General features: G+C 56.0%; 15 protein-coding genes. 1 reads left to right on the top strand and 14 read right to left on the bottom strand.

All coding sequences use genetic code 11. The features are described from left to right. Positions 1 to 72 precede the first annotated feature (72 nt). On the bottom strand, positions 73 to 765 hold the full coding sequence (locus WG934_RS09810) for a hypothetical protein (protein WP_339989926.1): 693 nt from the start codon (positions 763 to 765) through the stop codon (positions 73 to 75). Between the two features lie 437 nt (positions 766 to 1,202). Between WG934_RS09810 and WG934_RS09805 the strand changes: the two genes are divergently transcribed. Then, complete coding sequence (locus WG934_RS09805) at positions 1,203 to 1,871, top strand: Ltp family lipoprotein (RefSeq protein ID WP_445228237.1); 669 nt, start codon at positions 1,203 to 1,205, stop codon at positions 1,869 to 1,871. A gap of 116 nt (positions 1,872 to 1,987) precedes the next feature. Here WG934_RS09805 and ileS read toward each other — a convergent pair whose 3' ends face one another. The 13 genes from ileS to WG934_RS09740 form a co-directional block, all read right to left on the bottom strand. Next, on the bottom strand, positions 1,988 to 5,218 hold the full coding sequence (ileS, locus tag WG934_RS09800) for an isoleucine--tRNA ligase (RefSeq protein WP_339989925.1): 3,231 nt from the start codon (positions 5,216 to 5,218) through the stop codon (positions 1,988 to 1,990). 391 nt (positions 5,219 to 5,609) lie between these two features. Further along, positions 5,610 to 6,713: a DivIVA domain-containing protein gene (locus tag WG934_RS09795; protein WP_339980130.1), complete on the bottom strand. Its 1,104-nt coding sequence runs from the start codon at positions 6,711 to 6,713 to the stop codon at positions 5,610 to 5,612. A gap of 267 nt (positions 6,714 to 6,980) precedes the next feature. Beyond that, positions 6,981 to 7,286, bottom strand: coding sequence for a YggT family protein (locus tag WG934_RS09790; protein WP_339980129.1), 306 nt, complete (start codon positions 7,284 to 7,286; stop codon positions 6,981 to 6,983). Positions 7,287 to 7,296: 10 nt separating this feature from the next. Beyond that, positions 7,297 to 7,803, bottom strand: coding sequence for a cell division protein SepF (locus tag WG934_RS09785; RefSeq protein WP_339989924.1), 507 nt, complete (start codon positions 7,801 to 7,803; stop codon positions 7,297 to 7,299). 145 nt (positions 7,804 to 7,948) lie between these two features. After that, the gene (pgeF, locus tag WG934_RS09780) at positions 7,949 to 8,674 is read right to left on the bottom strand and encodes a peptidoglycan editing factor PgeF (RefSeq protein ID WP_339989923.1); all 726 of its coding nucleotides are present in this window, start codon (positions 8,672 to 8,674) and stop codon (positions 7,949 to 7,951) included. 99 nt (positions 8,675 to 8,773) lie between these two features. After that, positions 8,774 to 10,195 (bottom strand): cell division protein FtsZ, encoded by a 1,422-nt coding sequence (gene ftsZ, locus WG934_RS09775; protein WP_339989922.1) that lies wholly within the window; start codon positions 10,193 to 10,195, stop codon positions 8,774 to 8,776. Positions 10,196 to 10,499: 304 nt separating this feature from the next. After that, positions 10,500 to 11,339: a cell division protein FtsQ/DivIB gene (locus tag WG934_RS09770; protein ID WP_339989921.1), complete on the bottom strand. Its 840-nt coding sequence runs from the start codon at positions 11,337 to 11,339 to the stop codon at positions 10,500 to 10,502. Beyond that, on the bottom strand, positions 11,332 to 12,822 hold the full coding sequence (gene murC, locus WG934_RS09765) for a UDP-N-acetylmuramate--L-alanine ligase (RefSeq protein WP_339989920.1): 1,491 nt from the start codon (positions 12,820 to 12,822) through the stop codon (positions 11,332 to 11,334). The genes WG934_RS09770 and murC overlap by 8 nt, the downstream gene beginning before the upstream one ends. 66 nt (positions 12,823 to 12,888) lie before the next feature. Continuing rightward, on the bottom strand, positions 12,889 to 14,019 hold the full coding sequence (gene murG, locus WG934_RS09760) for an undecaprenyldiphospho-muramoylpentapeptide beta-N-acetylglucosaminyltransferase (protein ID WP_339980123.1): 1,131 nt from the start codon (positions 14,017 to 14,019) through the stop codon (positions 12,889 to 12,891). Continuing rightward, the gene (gene ftsW, locus WG934_RS09755; protein ID WP_445228238.1) at positions 14,000 to 15,640 is read right to left on the bottom strand and encodes a putative lipid II flippase FtsW; all 1,641 of its coding nucleotides are present in this window, start codon (positions 15,638 to 15,640) and stop codon (positions 14,000 to 14,002) included. The genes murG and ftsW overlap by 20 nt, the downstream gene beginning before the upstream one ends. Before the next feature lie 138 nt (positions 15,641 to 15,778). After that, positions 15,779 to 17,191 (bottom strand): UDP-N-acetylmuramoyl-L-alanine--D-glutamate ligase, encoded by a 1,413-nt coding sequence (gene murD / locus WG934_RS09750; RefSeq protein WP_339989918.1) that lies wholly within the window; start codon positions 17,189 to 17,191, stop codon positions 15,779 to 15,781. Continuing rightward, positions 17,188 to 18,294: a phospho-N-acetylmuramoyl-pentapeptide-transferase gene (gene mraY, locus WG934_RS09745; RefSeq protein WP_339980119.1), complete on the bottom strand. Its 1,107-nt coding sequence runs from the start codon at positions 18,292 to 18,294 to the stop codon at positions 17,188 to 17,190. The genes murD and mraY overlap by 4 nt, the downstream gene beginning before the upstream one ends. Continuing rightward, positions 18,295 to 19,833: a UDP-N-acetylmuramoyl-tripeptide--D-alanyl-D-alanine ligase gene (locus tag WG934_RS09740; RefSeq protein WP_339989917.1), complete on the bottom strand. Its 1,539-nt coding sequence runs from the start codon at positions 19,831 to 19,833 to the stop codon at positions 18,295 to 18,297. Between the last annotated feature and the right edge of the window lie 3 nt (positions 19,834 to 19,836).

Below are 19,836 nucleotides of genomic sequence, written 5' to 3'. Positions count from 1 at the left end.
TAGCCAGATTTACGGCAATTCGCCTATTTGTGCGAAAGAGTGAGATTTCACAAGTACGGCAATACGTGTCCTTTAGGCGACCGACTTCCGAGCATTGGCAATCATTGACAACCCGTACTCTGCCACAACTGCCGAGACCCCAAGCTCTTGTGCAACCCCATTCAGCACGCCTTCGACTTCTTCGATTGGCGCATCTGATACACAACCCAACTGCCGCCGGACAGCGGGCGACACATCAACCACGTCGCACCCGGAGATCAAGCGCAGCTGATTCCAGCTGCCAACCCCCAATCCCTTCACGCCTAGCCACAAGTGACGCACCGTTGCGCAATCGCGCCGAACCGCGTCACGAAAGTCAGCGATGTCCTCAATACCTTCTTGTGACAGCTTTCCGGCAATGTCAGCAACAACGTCAGTTTTTAATCGCCCGGCGACGCGATTCCTCGGCAGAATCCCGTCAGGGATCTCCGGCAGCTCTGCAGACGCAGGACCTTCCACACCGTGGACGTCGCAAAGCACAGACGCACATTTCGCCATTGGCATGTCTCGCCCCGAAGCCCACGCATTCCAGCGCTCAATAATTCCGTCAACCACACTATGTCGCATACGAATCGAAAAAACGACATCCAATACACATTCAGCCAAAGTATTCCGGCGTAATGTCGCCCATTCCCATTCAGAAACGGGCCCCAACAATTCCGTCATCTTATGCACACACTCGTCGATAACCATGAGATTTTCCAGCTCTCCAGCTTCGTAACTCATTACTGGAAACGACAGTTCTTGCATGAAAACATCCCCCAATGCTCCATTGACGCTAATAACTTCACAACAGAACGACACTTAACAATTTCCACTGGCAGTTTTAGCAAGATAGGCAGAGTTCAAGAGGGGCAATGGCACCAGTCAATACAGAAATTGTGGATAGAAACGCGCCTGTGAGCTAATTTTCTAACGGATTTTTGGTATTTAAAACCGATGAAACACGACTGTTTCTCGGCTTTATATTCATATTCAGGCACAGCCATCGCTACTCCACAATGCGCTTTCTTTCGCTTGCTTTTCGACGTTGCCAAATAGATGTTCGAAACCTCCACATCTCCAATCCGCGTCATGCGTCACTATGTGAACCATCAGCAAGTGATGCTGAGCTCTTCGAAATTCGACGAGCCCCTTCTTTCCGAAATATTGGAGTCAGAAAAATGTCGGAGTTGAATTCAACCGGAGACTTCCAGGCACAGCAATTCCCGAATGGAAACCAGCCTCAATACGGTCAGCAGAATCCGTATGCGCAGCAGCCAGGGCAATTTGCGGGTCAGCCAATGCAGCCACAACCGCCAGCAAAGAAGAAGGGTGGTTGCTTCAAATGGGGCGGCATCGCGGCGGGCATCATCGTGTTGGCTGCCATTGGCTCTGCGATGGGTGGAGGTAGCGATAGCACGGATTCCGCGTCGAGCAATACGGACAGTGCAGGCATCGTAGCTACGGCCCCAGCACTCGACCGCGCTGAAGACACCACAGGAGCGGCCGCAGACAGCGATGAATCCGCTAACAAGGCTGATCAGAACGTTCCTACCGAGTACACATCTGCGCTGAAGAAGGCAGATACGTATGCAAACATGATGCATATGTCTAAGGCTGGCCTTTATGACCAGCTCACTTCCGAGTACGGCGAGAAGTTCTCACCGGATGCTGCGCAGTATGCCGTGGATAACGTCCAAGCAGATTGGAATAAGAACGCCCTCGAGAAGGCTCGTAGCTACCAAGACACAATGGCAATGTCTCCAGATGCCATCTACGACCAGCTCATTTCTGACTACGGCGAGCAGTTCACTACAGAAGAAGCTGACTACGCACTAGCGAATCTCTAAAACCCGCGATTGCCATAAGTCTGATTCTTCGACCTTCCCAGAAAACAAACGACCCGCTGCTCCCCTTTCTACAAAGGAGAGTTAGCGGGCCGTCGTGAAGCGAACCGAAACCGATTTTATGCCTTCGCTACCTCAGCAGTGCATGCGTCGCCCAAGTCGTAGGTCAACGCATCTTCACCAACGGTGACATTGAATGACGTTGCCAAGACCTCACCAGCAATGGTCTGAGCGTGCTCGTTGGCCCACGCCTCGTACTTCGCAGGTACCTGCATGGTCACCGAGATACGGTCACTGATGTCCAAACCAGCCTGCTTACGTGCATCCTGCAAACCACGCACGCGGTCCGCTGCCCAACCACGAGCTTCATGAGACTCATCGAAGTCAATATCCAACACAACCAGACCATCGACATCGTCGATTTCGGCGGTCGTTTCCGGCTGCGTTGCGACGAGGTTGCGAGTGTACTCACCCTCCTGCAACTCAATACCGTCAGCAACGACAACGCCATCGACCACTTCGTAGTTGCCCGACTTCACAGCCTTGATAACCCGCTGCACGTCACGGCCCAACCGAGGTCCGGCCGCACGAGCATTCACAGACACCTCGAAAGTACCGACAGCAGCAACGTCAGACGCCAGCTCGACTTCATCGACATTGACCTCGTCGCGGATAATGTCCACGAATGCGGACAGCTGCTCTGATTCAGGCACCGCAACGGTGAGCTTCGGCAGTGGCAACCGGTTACGCAGCTTCTTCGACTTACGAACACGCGACGTTGCCGAGCACACGTTGCGAACGATGTCCATTGCAGACACCAGCGCATCGTCCTGTGGGAGGGAATCAGCATCTGGCCAATCGGTCAGGTGTACCGAACGGCCACCCGTCAGCGACTTCCAAATGACTTCGGTCGCCATTGGCAGCAGAGGCGCTGCGATACGGGTCAGCGTCTCCAAGACGGTGTACAGCGTGTTGAATGCCTCTGGGTGCTCGACATCGCCAGCCCAGAAACGGTCACGCGAACGGCGCACGTACCAGTTCGTCAATGCATCACAGAACCAACGAATATCGTCGGTTGCACCAGCGATGTCCGTCTCGTTCAACTTATCCGTGACCGAACGAACCGTCGCAGCCAACTTCGCCAGAATGTACCGATCCAAGACATGCTCGGAATCCGTGGACCACTCCGCCGGCTTTGAAGCATAGAGCTGCAAGAACGAGTAGGCATTCCACATTGGCAGCAGTGCCTGACGGACGCCTTCACGAATGCCCTGCTCAGTGACAATGAGGTTGCCACCACGCAAGATAGGCGAGCTCATGAGGAACCAACGCATCGCGTCAGCACCATCGCGATCGAAGACTTCCTTGACGTTCGGGTAGTTGCCCTTCGACTTCGACATTTTCAGACCGTCATTGCCCAGCACAATGCCGTGCGCCACAACTGTCTTGAAGGCTGGTCGATCGAACAGCGCCGTCGACAAGACATGGAGGGTGTAGAACCAACCACGAGACTGACCCGAGTATTCGACGATGAAGTCCGCTGGCGAGTGCTCGTCGAACCATTCCTTGTTCTCGAATGGGTAGTGCTTCTGTGCAAACGGCATGGAACCAGATTCGAACCAGCAGTCCAATACCTCAGGAACACGACGCATCATGGACTTGCCCGTTGGGTCATCCGGGTTCGGACGAACCAATTCATCGATGTATGGACGGTGCAGAGACTCAGGGCGGACGCCAAAATCGCGCTCCAGTTCGTCCAACGAACCGTACACATCGGTGCGAGGGTATTCAGGATTGTCCGACACCCACACAGGAATTGGCGCACCCCAGTATCGGTTACGCGAAATATTCCAGTCGCGTGCACCTTCAAGCCATTTACCAAACTGGCCATCCCGGATGTGCTCTGGGATCCAATTGATCTGTTCCCGGTTCAACTCGACCATACGGTCACGGAACTTCGTGACCTCAACAAACCAGCTAGGCAACGCCATGTAGATGAGAGGCTCACCCGAGCGCCACGAGTGTGGGTACGAGTGCTCAATGGTCTGGTGGCGAACAACCCGCTGCTTCGCCTTCAAATCCTTGATGATGTTCTTGTTTGCATCAAACACCAACTGGCCCTCGTACTCAGGAACCTGAGAGGTGAACTTGCCATCCATATCGACAGGAATGACAACGCCGATTCCGTTGGCCTTACAGACCTCCATATCGTCCTCACCGAAGGCCGGAGCTTGGTGAACAATACCGGTACCGTCTTCGACCGAAACGTAGTCGGCAGCAACGATACGGAAAGCGTTTGGTTCATCAGCGAAGTAGTCGAAGATTGGCGTGTACTGCAGGCCGACAAGCGCAGCACCAGGCATGGTGGCCACGACCTCAAAGTCCTTGCCCAGTTCCTTGGCGTACTGGCCGACAAGAGCTTCAGCCAACAAGAACCTGCTGCCACGGAACTCTTCGAGCCCCTCCTCGCCTACCTTGACCACGGCGTACGTGATCTCAGGGTGAACAGCCAAGGCCAGGTTGGATGGAAGAGTCCACGGGGTCGTCGTCCACGCGAGAGCAGCAGCACCGGTCAGCGCTTCCGCTACCTCACCGCCGTCGGCAAGCGTTTCTTCTGCAGCAGAACCAGCTGCGGCGCCGGTGATTGGCAGCGTCACGGTCAGAGTTGGATCTTGACGCATCTTGTAGGAGTCGTCGAGGCGAGTCTCCTGGTTCGACAGTGGTGTGTGCTCCGCCCACGAGTATGGCAAGACACGGAAGCCCTGGTAGATCAGGCCCTTGTCGTAGAGCGCCTTGAAAGCCCAGATGACCGACTCCATGAAATCGAGATCCATGGTCTTGTAGCCACCATCAAAGTCAACCCAACGAGCCTGACACGTGACGTAGTCCTTCCACTCTTCGGTGTATCGAAGAACGGAAGATGCACAGTAGTCGTTGAACTTGGCCAGACCCATGTCCTCGATCTCGCCCTTGTCCTTGATGCCGAGCTGCTTCTCAGCCTCCAGCTCCGCTGGCAAACCGTGGCAGTCCCAACCAAAGACACGCTGTACCTGCTTGCCCTGCATGGTCTGGTAGCGAGGGACGATGTCCTTTACGTAACCGGTCAGGAGGTGACCGTAGTGTGGCAGACCGTTAGCGAACGGAGGACCATCGTAAAAGACGTATTCATCTGCGCCATCACGCGCAGAAACAGACTCCTGGAAAGTCTGATCTTTGGCCCAGAAGTCGAGAACAGAACTTTCCAATTGCGGAAAACTTGGGCTACCAGAAATTGTTCCAAACTCAGTTGAGCGTGGGTATGCGCCACCAGCAGGAGTCGGCTTATTCACAGTGGTTCTCTTCTTTCCCATGGTTTGCTTCTTGAAGTTCAACCACGGGGACGCCAATCGGCGCGGTACCACCCCGCTTGATATGCCCTAAGACACATCCGCTCATCGCTGGAGTTACCTGCCGGACTCCACCCGCCCAGTTCTACTGAGCCACACTCGCGCTGGCATTACATCCGTCCGCGTAATGTGACCGTTCTTCCGGGACGCTCCCCGGTGATAGCCGGATCAACACGTGTATGACGCTCGATTATAGCCCGCTTCTGCAACTTTTCCATAAATGCAACAAACCGCACATGTACTCCGAAAGGAGTAGCACGTGCGGTAAGGAAAGCCATTCGCCGAAAACGCAAAATTGCGTCCGTACTATTGCCGAGTCGCCATCGCTTTACGACGCCCCTCGGCAATCAGCACCTTAGTTGTTGTAGCCCTCTGCTGGTGCAGCGGATTCGCGAGTGTGGAGATCCTCCAGCTGCGATTCCAGGAAGGTCTTCAAACGAGTGCGGTACTCGCGCTCGAAGGTGTGCAGTTCGTCGATACGACCCTCGAGTGCGGACTGCTGAGACTTGACCGTAGTCATGATCTCGGTGTGCTTGCGCTCTGCATCTTCCTGCAGTGCGATAGCCTTTTCTTCCGCAGACTTGATGGTTGCGTTCGAGCGGTTGTCCGCGTCGGTGACCATCTGATCTGCACGTTGGCGAGCGTCAGTGAGGGTGTTCTCCGCCTCGATCTGAGCGTCGGTGACCAGCTTGTTAGCGGTCTCGCGAGCGTTGGTCAGGGTCTCGTCAGCTTCCTGGCGAGCGCTGGTCAGAGTTTCCTCTGCCTCGTTGCGAGCGCTGGTCAGAGTCTCTTCAGCTTCCTTGCGAGCGCTGGTGAGGGTCTGCTCTGCTTCGTTGTTCGCGTCGGTGACGGTGGTGTCCGCCAGGGTGCGTGCCTCAGTCAGCATGGAGTCCGACTGGTTCTTCGCATCAGAAGTCAGGCGATCCGCCATCTCCTGTGCGAGACCAAGCACGCGTGCAGCCTGCATGTGGGTTTCTGGGGTTGCTGGCTCACCTGGTGCAGCAGCTGGCATTGCGACAGCAGCCATTGGCTGTGCGGACTCGCCTGCAGATGCTTCCTCAGCACGCTTCTCTGCCTCTTCCACACGCTCCTGTGCGGAACGAACGCGCTCGTCAGCGTCAGCCTTGATGCGCTCAGTGTCCTCTGCCAAGCGAGCTTCGTATTCCTCGCGCAGCTGTGCCTCAATCTCCTCGCGGAGCTTGTCTTCGTCAACAGCGTCAGTGTCGGAAACAGCACCGGTGGAGTCAGAATCGGAAGAATCAGCAACAGCGCCGCTCTTGACCTGATCCTTCAGCTCTTCGACCTCGGCGCGGAGCTCTTCATTCTCATCCTGAAGATTTGCGAGAGCTTCTTCAACCAAGTCGAGGAACTGATCTACCTCGTCCTCGTTGTAACCGCGCTTGCCAATTGGTGGCTTACTAAAGGCCACGTTATGCACATCAGCTGGAGTCAGCCGCATGGAGAGTTCCCCTTCACTTCAAGTGGAGCGTTTTCAGCGATAATAGCTATTACCGAGTCCATGTTACCTATAACCTGTGAAAACTCTCAGGCTGACGTACAGATTGAACACCGGCGTTAGCTACGTTCAATCTACGTGAACGTCTGGGAACCCCTCAACCTTTGCATTACCCTGCGGGTTTAGATAGCTGCGCCCAACAAAAAAGGGACCCCGACCACATTTGGTCAGGATCCCTTGCCATCTATGCCCCCGGATTACCCCCGGCGCTTAGAAAGGTGCGCCTTGAAGTGCGACGCTCTGCAACACCATCTGAAGAATCATCAGAATGAAGAACAAAACGAGCACAGACATATCCACCGAAACACCACCCATTGGCAACGGCGGAATGAGCCGACGCAGCAATTTGACCGGCGGGTCAGTGATCACAAAAATGATCTCACCAATGCTAGAGAACAACCTGCCAGGTCGCCACGCTTTAGAAAAGGATTGAATCATTTCAATCACAATTCGCATCAGCAGCAGGTAGGTAAATACCTGCACGAGAATTAGTAGAACGCCAAGAATTAATTGCACGGTAGCTAGTTTAGACAGACATCCGGTCGCGCTCGATATCGGCTGGCGACACGCCTTCTGGCAGCAGAGTGATCACTGGGCCGTCAGCCTTAATGCGACCACGCAAAGCAAATGCCAAGCCTGCAGCGAAGTCGAGGTAACGCTTCTGCTGTGCTGGATCCAGCTCACTCAGATCGAAAGTGACAATATCGCCATCACGGAAGTGACGACCAATCTCTGGAGCATTGGAGTAACGATCCTGGAAGTCGCTCTTTGGCTCAACGAAAATGTGCTGTGGCTCAACTGGCGTGTCCATCGGACGCAGATCTACTGGGCGACGGGACTCGTAACGGCTTTCACGCTCTTCACGACGTGGCATGTCCTCACGATCACGCAGGTCACGATCGCTGCGGTACTCGTCAGCGTAGGTATCTACTTCACGACGATCGTAGTCATCGTATCCTTCAGCCTCGTAACGCTCGTTGTCACTTGGGGTCAGACCAAAGTAGTCAGATACCTTGCGCATCATGTTGGCCATGTTGACGTCCTTCTTTTCGTTGTAGGGCTTACGTGGGTGGTGTCATCTGATCGGCTCAATCAGTACTGCCACCCAACGTACCGTTTAGGTATGCCTTTCACGGTGCAGACACGCCCAGGACAGAATTTTCTCCGCCAGTTTCCTCTCAGCTGGTGAGCACAATAACCCCAGCTTGACGGCCAGTTTTTCCTTCACGGCGGTACGAGAAAAAGCTGTGGTCATCAATCGTGCACCGCGGGTCGGCATTAATGTTGCTAACCCCCATGCCGACGAGTTGATGAATGATCCCAGCACGGACATCAATACCGTGGCTTCCCTTTTTAGTCCGGGTGCGCGAACCGGGCAGGCGATTTTCTACATCGATCGCCATCGACTCGGGAACCTCGTAATGCGCTCCCGAAGCCGCTGGCCCCAGGAGACAATGAATATCGGCTGGCTTACTACCCAGCTCGATCATCTTCTCCACTGTCTTGCGGACGATTCCATTTCGCGCACCCATCCGCCCTGCATGGACAGCGGCAACAATGCCGGCATCGTCGTCGGAAAGCAGTACCGGAACGCAGTCCGCGACCAGAACCACCAACGCCAGCCCTGGGGTTGCGGTGATGAGAGCATCTGTGGTTTCCACGGGCTCGTTAACAGGGCCGTCGATCACAGTGACATTATTCGAATGGACTTGCTCCATGTAGACGAAATTTTCAGGCGCAATTCCCAACCCCTCTGCTAGACGACGCCGATTCTTAGCAACGTTTTCCGGATCGTCACCAACATGGTCGCCGAGGTTGAAGGAATCGAATGGGGCCGTCGAATAACCGCCGTGCCGGGTTGTAAAGACTTTGCGGTGCCGGCGATCATCAGAATGAGAAGTCATAGCTGAAATATACAGAAAAAGAGCCCACCGTCTCCCCTTCAGGAGCTGGCGGGCTCTTCAAGCAAGGTCGCAGCTAGGAATGCCTAGCGCCGCTGAAGCTTAGAAGCCCCACTGTGGCAGATCGCTGCTCGGGTCGTAGCCACCGCGACGGTCATCACGATCATCACGGCGGTCATCGCGACGATCGTCACGACGGTCATCACGGCGGTCGTCGTAACGGCGGTCGTCGCGAGAATCATCCATACGATGCGCACCGCGGTAGTTCTCGTCGCGGTCACGCAGGCCGTTATCGGTGAACAGGCCACCGGAACGGGAGCTTACGTTCGTGCGCGGGGTGAAACGATCCTGGTCGTAGCGGTCCTCGTTGCGGTCGCCACGTGGCTCGCGCTCACGCTCATCGCGGTAATCCGCTGGAGCTGGCTCATTGCGCTCTGGGCGTGCAGCTGGGCGTTCGGTGGAGCGAAGGTTGTCTCCACCAGGGATCTCGTTGCTAACCCGTGCCGGCTGCTCCTGTGGAGCGGACTGTGCTGGACGTGCAGTCTGCGCTGGCTTAGCTGGCTTCGCCTGGTCGCCGTGCAGGTCTTCGAAACCGGTCGCGATGACTGTGGCGCGAATTTCGTCGCCCAAGTTGTCGTCGATGATGGTACCGAAAATGATGTTCGCATCTGGGTCAGCGAGCTCTTCAACGATGGTTGCAGCTTCGTTGACTTCGTGGATACCCAAGTCCGAGCCAGAAGCAAACGACAGCAGCACGCCACGAGCGCCGGACATGGTGTTTTCCAGCAGTGGCGAGTTGATTGCCAACTCGACAGCTTCACGCGCACGGTTCTCACCGCGAGACGAGCCAATGCCCATCAGCGCCGAACCCGCATCAGCCATGACCGAGCGGACGTCTGCGAAGTCAAGGTTAATGACACCTGGGGTGGTGATCAGGTTGGTCACACCCTGGACGCCGTTAAACAACACCTCATCAGCAGCGCGGAAGGCTTCCATGATGCCAATGTTTGGGTCACCGATCTGCAGCAGGCGATCGTTAGGAATAACGATGAGCGTGTCACAAGCTTCCTTGAGAGCCTCGATACCCTCGAGTGCCTGCTTGGTGCGACGACGTCCCTCAAAGGAGAATGGGCGGGTAACAACGCCAACGGTCAGCGCGCCGGACTTCTTAGCGATATTCGCGACAACAGGAGCAGCGCCGGTACCGGTGCCACCGCCCTCACCAGCGGTAACGAACACCATGTCCGCACCCTTGATGGTTTCTTCAATTTCATCCTTGTGATCTTCCGCAGAGGTACGGCCGACCTCTGGATTAGCGCCAGCGCCAAGACCACGGGTTGCTTCACGACCGATATCAAGCTTGACGTCTGCGTCGGAGAACATCAAAGCCTGCGAGTCGGTATTGACGGCGATAAACTCGACGCCCTTTAGCCCCTCCTCGATCATTCGGTTGACGGCGTTGACACCGCCACCGCCGACTCCGACGACCTTAATTACGGCGAGGTAGTTATTCGGGGAGGTCATTGCGTTGTTCTCGCCCTTTCTTCATTGTTTACGATCCCTGCTTGCTGTTGCGTCCATCTTCGTTGATTCAACCCGAAAATGTCTGTCACTCACACTCCCGGCGTGTCGCTAGCCTCAAGTCAAACTTGAGGGCTAATCTCATCAATACGCTGCGATTTTCACATGAGTAACGCTGGCAACACGATTGCGGGCAAACAGCCACGGTTAGTCTGAATTACGACACCGAAAAATATTTCAAGAAAATCCTCCACAAACTTTTCGACGACTCCCGTTATCGCAAACGAGAGTCGTCGAAGTTTTTGTACTAGAGGCGAACCGTCGGTTCATGTGGATTCGAGACATTCCACTTCTGCTCTTCACGAGGCAGGAGCAGTTCCACAGCTCTACCCTTTTCCTTTGCCATATCCGATGAACCCAGGAAGAATTCTCGTCCGTCCTTCATTTGCAAAGTGACTTCAGCTGCACCGGGAGCTTCCACTCGTGCCAATTGCTCGCGAACAACCTGTGGCATCGCGTTGACAACGCCCAATACCGATTCCAGCACGCCTGGGTCGATTCCAACTTTTCCTGGCTCTGGTGCATCTACCTGAGGAGCTCCAGTCAACTCCACTGCGCCAACCGGCGCAGGTGCTGCAAAGTCGATCGTCGTAAATTCCACGCCGTTAGTATCGATGATGTGGGCGCCATCGGAAGCCCGAATCATCAGGGCTGGTGTGAACTCGGTGACTTTCACGGTGATCGCGGATGGCCACTTTCGTCCAACAGTCACAGCGTCAACCCACGGTTGCGAGGCGACATTGCGCGCAGCAGACACTGTATCCACGCGAGCTACTGGTGTCCCTTCAGAGATCCCCGAGGCAGTACGAATTTCTTCAGCATTGCCATTGACGACACCTTCCACGTTGATCTGCTTCACTGTCGCAACAGGTGTGAACCACAGCACGGCCCATACAGCCGCGATGATCACGATGAGTGCAACGACAGCGGCTCCGATCGCCCGTACTCGGCTACCACCACGAGTGCCAGATCGCTTTACTCGCTTGGCGCTGCGAGCACGCGACGAAGTGTCATCTACATCGTCTGCTGCAGTGTCATCGGTTGCTGGATCCAACAGCTGCTCATCGTTATCAGTGGGATCAGACACCAGCGTTGTCCTCCTTCACGGATCCAAGCTCAGCGAGGATCTCGTCGGCAAGCATTGTGACGCTACCAGCACCGATGGTGAGAATGACATCCCGACTTGCGGCAATCTCCGCTACTCGCTCCGGTGCGGATGCGAAGTGTGGCTCGAAAATAACCGGTACTGTGACATCCTTGGCGATTAGGTTGCCGTCAACACCTGGGATTGGCTGTTCACGTGCGCCAAAAACATCCAGCACAATGACCTTGTCTGCCAACGACAGTGCCTCAGCGAATTCCTGGGAGAAATTCTGGGTACGCGAGTACAAGTGTGGCTGGAAAACTGCGATAACATTGCCGGCCTTCGCATCTTCCACGATCTCACGGGCAGCACCCAGCACAGCGCGGACCTCAGTTGGATGATGTGCGTAATCGTCATATACACGAGCGCCTTCGAACTGACCGCTTGCCACTGCGCCGTGGTAATCGAAGCGACGACGAACACCCGTGAACTCACCCAAGCCACGAGCCATGCGCGCCAAATCGGCATCGACGCAGCTACCGGCAACCAACGCGGCAAGAGCATTGAGCGCCATATGTCGGCCAGGCTGCTGCAATTCAAACGACACTGGAGTGTCCATCACGGTTGCTTCGATCTTTGCGCCACCGCCGATAGACGTCCAGCCATGCAATTCCGCGCCAACTGGCAAGGAAGAATGAGCTGCGAGAGATGCCGGGCCACCGTAGGCCAGCACATTGAGTCCCTCGGCAACCGCACGCTCACCCAACGCGGCAGCGTGCTCGTCTTCAGCGCAAACGACCAATGTGCCACCGTCGACAAGACGCTTAGCGAACTCATCGAAAACTTGGAAGTACTTCTCTTCTGTTCCGAAGAAGTCGAGGTGGTCCGGCTCAATATTCGTGACGACGGCGACCTGAGGCGCATACGTCAACAGAGAGGCATCGGATTCGTCGGCTTCTGCAACGAACACGTCGCCGGTGCCCTGATGCGCGTTGACGCCGGCCTTCGACATCAGACCACCCACTGCGAATGAAGGATCAATGCCCGCAGCCTGCAATGCAGCAACAGTCATAGAGGTGGTGGATGTCTTTCCGTGGGTACCGGCAATCAGCAACGCACGGTTGTCACGCATCAGCATTGCGAGTACGTCGGAGCGCTTGAGCACTGGAATCCCCAGTTCCTTGGCACGAGCCAACTCCGGGTTATCCTGCGGAATCGCAGCAAAGGACACAACAATTGCGTCCGGCAACGAACCGCTGATCTCCAAATTATCGACAGCGTGGCCGATCTCAATCGATGCACCCATAGCGCGGAGTCCGATGACTGCGCGTGATTCCTTCATATCTGAACCAGACACCCGGACTCCACGAGCGAGAAGAATTCGAGCAACACCCGACATACCCGCGCCACCAATACCAATCATGTGAACGCTTGCCGGCAACGGTTCCGTCACTGGCTGGAATGCGTCAAAATTCACGTCAGACATGTGTGTGAAATCCCTTTTATGTGGTGAGTCGAAATGATGTCGAAATAGTTGTGAAAGTTTGTGATGTTACTTGCACGCCGCGCTGAGGACACGAGCAGCGATAACCTCAGCTGCCGAGCTGTGCCCGTGAGCTTTTGTTGCGGCAGCCATGCCATTGAGACGATCTTCGTCGCGAAGCAAAGGAATAACAGTGTCCTTAACCGTTGCCGGAGTCAGCGTCGCATCTGCGATGAGCAAACCGCCGCCAGCTTCGACAATGTCAGTGGCATTCAGTGCTTGCTCACCATTGCCGTGAGGCAAAGGAACATACACCGCTGGCAATCCCACTGCGGAAATCTCCGCGACGCTCATGGCACCGGAGCGACACAAAATCAGGTCAGCTGCTGAGTACGCGAGATCCATCCGGTCGATGTACGGCACCGCAACATATGGGGCTTTCTCGTTTGTGGATTCGACCTCAACTGAGTTCTTTTTGCCGTATGCGTGCAAAACGGAAATGCCGGCTTCGGCAAGCGCAGCAGCTGCACCCGTCAGTGCCTTGTTAATCGACTGCGCGCCCTGCGAACCGCCGGTCACAAACAAAACCAAGCCATCCTGAGGCAAGCCAAAGAACTCGCGAGCCTCAGCGCGTAGAGCTTCCCTGTCTAGGTTTGCTAGCGCTGCGCGAACTGGAATGCCGACGACCTCTGCATCCAAACCGGAACCCGAAACCGCAGCCAAGCCCTCACCGCCTAAACGCACACCCAGCTTGTTTGCCATGCCGGCACGTGCATTTGCCTCATGAACAAGGAACGGAATCTTTCGTCCCTTCCTGCACGCCAAGTACGCAGGCGCCGATACGTAGCCACCAAAGCCAATGACAGCATCTGCCTGTACTTCGTCCAGTACCTTCCGGGTCTGGCGCACTGAATCAGCTACCCGGAACGGCAGCTTCAACAAGTCCACATTCGGCTTGCGTGGAACCGGCACAGGGGGAATCAACTTCAACTCATACCCGCGAGCCGGTACCAACGTCGATTCCAAACCACGGGACGTGCCAAGTGCCGTCACCGTTGCCTCAGGACAGAGTTCGCGAATCGCATCGGCAACAGCCAAGGCAGGTTCAATATGACCCGCGGTACCTCCACCAGCAACAACGATGGATGGTGCCGAGCCATCCGCCTTGGTGTAGACAGCCTTATCGTTGCCTGTAGTCACGATTCTCTCTCCTCATTGAGCTAGTTCGTTGGTCTCTCACCGGACGACGTTCGCCAATCGGCCGCACCGACCGACCATCACGTTGCTTCTGACGGTACATATCTCCGCCACGAGCGCGCGTGTTGCTCTCAAACATCGGGGCGTCACGTCGATCAACGCCACGACGATCTACGTTACGACGATTCTCATCACGCCGATCTCGTCGTTGGCGGCGTTCCACCCGCTCCGTTCTGGATTGTCGATTCAGGTTCGCCCGATTCGAGTGTCCGCCAGAGCCAGAGCTGCGACGTGGGCCCGTGGGGTCGTCGTCACGTTCTTGCACGCCCGCCACCGAAACCGGGGCGCCGAAGCGCTGGGTCTCGCGGTGAGTGCGAACTGGCCGTGGATCGCGTGCGGACGGGTCGTAGGCAATCGGCTCTGGGATTCCAAGTAGGCGATCGATAGCTGGACGCCCGGATGTTTGCATTGCAGAAATGGCCTCAGGCTCGTGACGTGCACACGTCAAAAGCAGGCCCATCGACGCGAGGGTGACGAAAGCCGACGTACCGCCTGCGGAAATCAGCGGTAGCTGCAAGCCAGTGACGGGAAGTACGCCAACGACATAACCGATATTGATGAACGCCTGTACCACCGTAGCAGCGGTAACAGTCGCCGCCATCAAACGAAGAAATGGGTCCACCTGCTTCGCTGAAATACGAAGTCCAACCCAGCCGAGAGCGGCGTACAACAGAATGACAATTCCGGCGCCGATGAAGCCCAGTTCTTCACCAATGATGGCGAAGATGAAGTCGTTGTTGGCTTCAGGCAGGTAGAACCATTTTGCATTCGACTGGCCGAGGCCAACGCCCGTCATAGAGCCATCAGCCAGAGACAGGAAGCCTTGGTAAGACTGGTACGCGTCGCCACGCACGTCATTGAAGTTCCCCAGCAGCGAATCGAAGTAGACACGGAAACGCGCAGAACGGAAGCTCTCCAAGACAGAGAACACCACCATCAACACGACGCCGGATACACCGATGGCAGCAACAATCCAGCGAGGCAAACCAGCAAACCACGCTAGAGCGAGCACGACGAAAGACATCGAACCCACCATGCCGAGGTCGCGCTGCAGCAACACCAACATCAAAATTACGGCAGAAACGACACCAAAGACGCCGAACAATTCCCTCGTTGTCGTTGCAGTTCGAGTGCGATCAGCCAGGATCTTGGAGCCCCACATAGCCATAGCGATCTTCGCGATCTCCGATGGCTGTACTGACATGCCACCGATGTTCAGCCACGACTGCGCACCCGTTTCTTCCATACCGACACCGATGCCGGGAATGATGACGAGGATAAGCAAGACAAGTGACCCCAAAAGCGCAACGATCGAAAACCGCCGAATGATTTCCACGCGCATTCTCACGACAAACCACATGGCCACCAAACCGAAAATGACCATGCCTGTCTGGCGGATAAACACGCTCCAGACGTTGCCGGATTCGGTACCAGCCTTTGCCATTGATGCAGATAGCACCATGACGAGACCAATACCGGTGAGAAGACCGACGATAATCAGCAGCAAGTTGTAGTCCGACAGTGGCCGTGACTTCCAATCCTCGATTGCATCACGCCACACCATGCGACCACCGCCTCGGCTGGAAGGGCCCGCTGACTTTACTGGCCGTTCTGCCTTCGCAGCCGTTGCACGCGATGAAGAGGCGCCGGCCGGTCGGGACGGGCGCTTCGAACCTGAAGTGTGAGTGCGATCTGTCACTGCTTACGTCTCTCGTGCGTATTGGGCAAACATGTCTCCTCGCTGAGCCATACCTGTGTACATGTCCAGGCTGGCTGCAGCGGGTGCGAGTAGTACGACATCACCGCAATGTGCTGCCGCAGCTGCCGCCGCGCAGGATTGCTGCATAGCGACCGCCGGGTCTTTCTCTGAAATTAACGTCACTGGGATTGCAGCATCAATCGCCTTTACCGCATCGGCGATGATCTGAGCATCCACACCTAACGCCACGACGGCACGGAACCTGTGGGCGTGCTTTTCGACGAGCTCCCCCACATCAGCACCCTTCAACTGACCACCCGCGACCCAAACCACAGAGTCATGTCCAGAAAGCGCGGCATTGGCGGCATGAGGGTTCGTAGCCTTGGAGTCGTCAATCCACGACACTCCACGAGCGTTATGAACTTCTTGGCCACGATGCGCATTGACTGTGAAGACCGCCAGTGCTGCTGCAATATCAGATGCCGGAACGCCGATTGCTCGAGCTAGCGATGTCGCCGCAAGCGCATCCAACACGCCTGCTCGCCCCGGAGGAGAAATCCCGTCGATCGGAGCGATCTTTTCCCCGTCAGAAAAAGCCCTGTCAACGATGTAACCGTCAACGACACCAATATCGCCCGCTGCTGGTTCCCTTTCGGTAAACCCGACCACTGTTGCCCCAAGCTCACCGCTGGCCCGCAGGCGAGCGACATGCTTTACGACGTCGTCGTCATCTGCACCGTATACAGCAATCGAACCTGTCAAGGCTCGCGCCTTGTCCTCAGCGTAGTTTTGATAGGAGCCGTGCCAATCAATATGGTCTTCTGCCAGGTTAAGCAGCACCCCTGCATCAGGCTTGAGATTCGGTGCCCAATGCAACTGGAAGCTCGACAGCTCGGCTGCGAGAACCTCGATCCGCTCTGGTGCGCTCAGCGCGTCGTGAAGAGCGACTCCGATGTTTCCGACTGCGGATCCCCGATCACCAATCATGGCAGCCAGCATGGCAGTGGTCGTCGTTTTGCCATTTGTACCGGTAACCACGAGCCAGATACGAGGCTCTCCCCAAACCCCCGAACGATCACCAGCGTAGGCGATGGCAACATCACCGACGACGGGCACTCCAGCAGCTGCGGCTGCAGCAAACAATGGAGCCGATGGTGGCCATCCAGGAGACGTAACAACTGCTACGGCATCTGCAAGCAGCTCCTGGGCAGTATTCGTGTCAGACCACTGAATCCCATGCGCGGTTGCCAGCTCCGTGCCTCGCTGTTCGGAATCATCAACGAGATAAATCTCCGGGCAACCAAGGTCAGCCAGCATCTTCACAGCACCTGCGCCAGACACTCCCGCGCCCGCAACCAGGACCCGGCCGGATCGAACCAGAGCCGTCAGATCTGCATGGTCAGTGGAATGTGTCATTGCAAAACGCCTACCTGTAGGAGCCAATCACTGTAGAAGATGGCCGAACCCAAAATGTTGAAGATTGCAGCAAGGAGCCAAAAGCGAATGACGACGGTCGTTTCAGCCCACCCACCGTTTTCAAAGTGGTGGTGAATTGGAGCCATACGGAAGACTCGCTTGCCCGTGGTCTGGAAGACCGCAATCTGAATAGCAACCGAGGCAACTTCCATGACGAACAGGAAGCCGATGATCACCATCAGCAGCTCGGTCTTCGTGACGAACGACAATGCTGCAACGAGTCCACCTAGCGCGAGCGAACCAGTATCGCCCATGAAGATCTTTGCTGGTGCTGCATTCCACCAGAGGAAGCCGAGGCATGCACCAAGGCCTGCAACGGCGATAACCGACACATCTAGAGGATCACGAACGTCGTAGCAACCAGGGCCCACCGATGTCTCACAAGAATTGCGGAACTGCCAGAACGTAATCATGGTGTACGTTCCCATCAGCAAAGCGGTGGCACCGGCAGCCAAGCCGTCCAGGCCGTCGGTGAGGTTCACAGCATTCGTCCACGCTGCAATCACGATGTAGACGAAAACCAAGAACACGATCATCCCGAGCCATACCGGACCTGGCGCTAAATTCCACGGTGCAATATCGCGGATGAATGACAACTGAGTCGAACCTGGAGTCAAGCCGTTCGCGTCCGGGAACTGCAGCAGCAACACACCGAAGATCAATGCCGCTGCGAGCTGACCTACCAACTTCGCAGTTTTGTTCAGGCCTAGGTTGCGACCTTTGTATAGCTTGATGAAGTCATCAGCGAATCCCAACGCACCCATCGACAGCGTCAGGAACATGACAAGCAAGCCGGATGCCGTTGGACCTGCTCCGGTCTGGATAAAGCTAATGACACTGGAAATCGCGTAGCCAGCGACGATACCGGCGATAATCGCGATTCCGCCCATCGTGGGCGTACCGCGCTTCTTCAAGTGGCTCTTGGGGCCGTCTTCACGGATTTCCTGACCGATGCCCTCAGCGGAGAACTTACGAATAAGTACGGGGGTCAGAAAAACCGACACAATGAATGCGATTGCCCCGCTGACAATGAGTTGAGTCACTTAATTCGCCTCTTTATCTGAGAGATTCTGTCCAACGTGTTCATCCGCAAGTAGCGCATCTGCCACTCGCCACAGGCCATCTGCATACGATGCCTTCACTAAGACGACATCATCACTCGAAATACTTTCCGAAACAGCGTTCGCTGCTTCGTCGGTATTTGCGACCCGTACAGTATTTAACCCCAACTGACGTGCTTTCTCTGCCAGGGCACACACGTTGGCGCTGGTTCCCACGGCAACCAGCACTTTGACGCCTTGTTCCGCGAGATTCTCGGCGAGTTTCTCATGCTCTTGCGTTGCACTGTCGCCCAGCTCCCCCATCTGTCCAAGCACTGCCCACGAACGAACGTCGTCACGCGCATTGGCACAACGAACTAACGCGTCAATTCCTGCTCGCATTGAATCAGGATTCGCGTTGTACGAATCGTTGATGACAGTCACCCCGTCAGCGCGGGTTTGCACGTCCATCCGGCGCTCCGATGCAGCGACATGGCTACTCAGGGCATCTGCGACCTGCTTTGTTGGAAGTCCGGCTTCTACGCCAACAGCCGCAGCAGCCAAGGCATTCGACACCTGATGAGCACCCGAGACCTGCAGCACTACCGGATGTTCCTCCCGGTTCGGGAACACCAGAGTGAACCGGGCACGAGCGAGTTCATCAAGCTCGATGTCCTTCGCCACATAATCGGTGCTGTCGGCCTTGGTAGGGTCCGTCGAGAAGTACACCACCTTTGCGGTGGTACGAGGTGCCATTCCGGCGACGTAGTCGTCGTCAGCATTCAGAATTGCCACACCACCGTCTTCCGCAGCAGGAAGCGATTCGACGAGTTCTCCCTTGGCCTGCGCGATGACGTCGCGGGAACCGAACTCGCCCAGGTGCGCGGTACCAACATTCAGCACAGCGCCAAACTTCGGCGGAGCAACCTCAGCCAAATGCGCAATGTGGCCGACACCGCGAGCACTCATTTCAGCGACGAGGTACTTCGTATCTTCGGTGCAGGTCATCACCGTATAAGGGTGACCAATTTCGTTGTTAAACGATCCCTTCGGTGCAACCGTTTCACCTGCGGTACGCAGGACGGTCGCCATCATGTCCTTCGTCGAGGTCTTACCTGCCGACCCCGTTACTCCAACTACCGTCAAGTTCTCACCCGGAAGACCAGACTGCTCGCGATCCGCCAGTGCATCCACCGTATGTCGCGCCAACTTACCCAGCGCCTCCAGCACAGCCGCACCTGATCCATCCGGATCATGCGCAAACGCATCAGCATTGGAGTCTTGTTTACCCAACGGCTTTACGACGATCGCCCCTGCAGCAACCGGCCGTGCGGCCAACGAACACGCTGCTCCTGCTTCAGCGGCAGTCTGAGCGAAATCATGGCCGTCCACTCGAGCACCGGGAAGGCATAAGAATACAGAGCCGGGGGTTACTTTCCGAGAGTCAAACTCCACTGGACCAGTAACTGGGGTCGCAGCGTCAAGATTCGACAATTGCCCGCCAACGATGGTGGCAATCTCACCTGCAGTAGTTGGAATCATGAT

This window comes from Corynebacterium sp. H78 (assembly GCF_037572275.1).
Classification (GTDB): domain Bacteria; phylum Actinomycetota; class Actinomycetes; order Mycobacteriales; family Mycobacteriaceae; genus Corynebacterium.
This window is presented reverse-complemented; position numbering and strand designations above follow the sequence as displayed.